At 62.3% G+C, this 2,832-nt stretch carries 2 protein-coding genes and 1 pseudogene; all 3 read right to left on the bottom strand.

Annotation, left to right across the window (positions count from 1 at the left end; genetic code table 11):
* Positions 1 to 6: 6 nt before the first annotated feature.
* A complete protein-coding gene (locus EN750_RS27595; RefSeq protein WP_127321755.1) occupies positions 7 to 924 on the bottom strand; it encodes a carbohydrate ABC transporter permease in 918 nt (305 codons plus the stop codon).
* 26 nt (positions 925 to 950) lie between these two features.
* A complete protein-coding gene (locus tag EN750_RS27600) occupies positions 951 to 2,072 on the bottom strand; it encodes a sugar ABC transporter permease (RefSeq protein WP_127398583.1) in 1,122 nt (373 codons plus the stop codon).
* 88 nt (positions 2,073 to 2,160) lie between these two features.
* Positions 2,161 to 2,832, bottom strand: a pseudogene (locus tag EN750_RS27605) (sugar ABC transporter substrate-binding protein); the annotation flags it as partial.

Raw genomic sequence — 2,832 nt, forward strand, 5'->3', positions numbered from 1 at the left:
GCCCTGCTACTTCACCGCGCCCGCGGTCATGCCCATGATCAGATAGCGCTCCAGCGCGATGCCGATCACCGCCAGCGGCGCGATCGCCGCCGTCGCGAGCGCTGCCATCGACCACCAGTTGATGCCTTGCGAGCCGGTCTGGCTCGCCACCATGACGGGGATCGTCTTGGCGTCGGTCGAGGTCAAAAGGGCGGCGAAGAAATACTCGTTCCAGCACAGCACCATCGCCAGGATGAAGGCGGCGACCATGCCCGGCAGCGCGATCGGCATGACGATGCGGAAGAACGCCCCCCAGATCGACAGCCCGTCGACAAGGGCTGCTTCCTCGAGCTCAACCGGGATCGAGTTGAACTGGTCGCGCATGATCCAGATGACGATCGGCAGCACCATCAGCGTGTAAAGCAGGATCAGACCGACGCGCGTGTCGAGCAGGCCGACCTCGCGGTAGAGCACCAGGAAGGGCAGGGCCAGCACCACCGGCGGCAGGATCAGCTGCGACAGGAAGAAGAACGAGATGTCCTCGTTCTTGAACCAGGCGAAATGATAGCGATAGCGGGTGAGCCCGTAGGCGGCGAGGCTGCCGATGACGATGGCGAGGCTCGACGCGCCGACCGAGGTGATCACCGAATTCATGAAGCGCTTGAGGAACTCCTCGCGCACCGTCGAGGTCTGGAAAATCGAGTCCGGCGACAGGCCGAGCGAGCGCCAGCCCTTCCAGTCCGGCTGGAAGTCGACGAAGGGGATGAGATGGCCCTGCGTGACGTCGACCGCGGTCTTGAACGAGGTTGTCACCGTCCAATAGATCGGGAACAGGCAGATGAACGCCCAGAAGGCCAGCGCGCCATAGATGAAAACGCGGCTGGCGAGGAAGCTCGCCGGCGAGCGGATCTCCGAGGCGACATATTCGGTGGTCTGAACGCTCATCGGGCTTAACTCACCCCCATCTTGCTTTAATTGACATTGCGGACAAAACGGTTGGCAAATTTCAACAGCCACGTGACGAAGACGACGATGATCACCAGATAGGCCATCGCCAGCATGGTTCCGTAGCCGACATTCGAGCGGTCGCGATATTCGCGATAGATGAAGCTCGACACGGAATCGGTGGCGCCGCCGGGGCCGCCGGATGTGACGGTGATGATGATGTCGGCAAGCTTCAGCTTGAAGATGATGCGCAGGATCACCGCCGTCACCGACACCGGCAACATCAGCGGAAAAGTGACCTGCCAGAAGGTCTGCCACGCATTGGCGCCATCGACGCGTGCGGCTTCGAGCACCTCGCGCGACATCGCCTGCAGCCCGGCCAGCAGCATGATCATCATGAATGGAATGAAGGTCCAGGCATCCAGTATCATGATCGATATGCGCGCGATGATCGGGTCGGAGAAGAAGGCGGGATTTTCCCAGCCGAGATGGCGCGCCAGCGTTGCTGCCGGTCCGAACCGGTATTCCATCAGCGACTTGCCGATCATCCACGACACCGCGACCGGGGACAGCATCAGCGGCATCAGGAAGACGACGCGGAAGAATTTTCGCGCCCGGATCTGCGCGTTGAGCAGCAGCGCCAGGCCGAAGGCGATGACATATTCGACCGCCACCGCCAGCACATAGAGCACCATGTTGAACAGCGCGTTGCGGTAGTAGGGATCGGCCAGCATCTGCCAGAAATTGTCGAGCCCGTTGAACTTGCGACCGCTGAACGAGCTGAGGTTCCAGTCGGTGAGGGCGATGTAGAAACCGAACAGCGTCGGGAAGATCACCATGGCGATGGTGAACAGCAGCGCCGGCAGCAGGAACAGGGCACGCTGGCCGTCCTCGCCACGCGTCAGCACCTGGCCGACGCCGATCGCCACGCCCCACAGCACATAGGCATAGACGACGGGGCGCCAGGTCTCGAAGCCGATCGTATCGGCGCTGCCCTTGTAGAGGATCTCCAGCACGATCGTCGCCAGCAGGCCAAGCGTCGCAACGGCCATTAGCGTCCAGCCAAGGCGTTTGCGGCTTGGAGAGATCAGATCGGAAGGGCCGGCATCTGCCGGCCACTGGTTCGCGGTCGAAGTCTGGTCAGCCACAAATCTCGCCCGTTTAAAGGCTCTCGAGGAGCCGGAGCCGGTCTAAAGTGGTCCGGCGTTGCCGCCGGACCACGGTTCATAGGCCAGCCTACATGCCGAGCGAGGCTTTGTAGAGCTTGATCTGGTTGTCGCGGCCGATCTGATCGGTCAGCTTCTCCCAGGCCGCCGCGATGGCGTCGGCGCCTTCTTGCGCCTTCATCTTGCCGGCGAAAGTGTTGGCCAGGATGTCCTCGGCGGCGCTGTAGTATTGGAAGATGCCGGGGATGCGTGGCTCGATCGCCGCGTTCGGATGGTTGTAGCTGTCTGATTCCGACTTGAGGTAGGAGGTGATGAAGGCCTCGTCGTAGCCGGCCGCCACCCATTCGGGAATGTCGAAATGCGAGTTGCGGTAGGGCTGGAAGCCCGACGGATACATCGCCGTCCAGATCGACAGGTCCTTGCCGCCGAGATGGGCGGCGGCGGACCATGCCGCCTTCTTCTTTTTTTCGTCGGCATCGACGCGGGCCATCACATAGACGCCCCAGCCGAGATAGGCGCAGTTGGGCGCATAGTTCGGGCCGCTGGCGAGCTTGTCCCAGGCGCCGGTCTTCGCATTGTAGACATCGTCCGAGCCCGGCAGGATCGAGAAGCCGGTGACGTCGCCGACGACGGAAGAGTCGTTGGTCTTGACGTTTGAGCCGACGTCGCCCCACCAGGTGACCATCGAGCCGGTGCCGGCCAGGAACTGCTGGAAGGCGGTCGTGTTCGGATCGGCGTTGAT

The sequence above is a fragment of the Mesorhizobium sp. M7A.F.Ca.ET.027.03.2.1 genome, assembly GCF_003999175.1.
Lineage (GTDB): Bacteria > Pseudomonadota > Alphaproteobacteria > Rhizobiales > Rhizobiaceae > Mesorhizobium.

What these genes read in the sequence shown, in the direction of transcription:
- EN750_RS27595 (WP_127321755.1), bottom strand. Translation starts at nt 924, where the DNA reads ATGAGCGTTCAGACCACCGAATATGTCGCCTCGGAGATCCGCTCGCCG.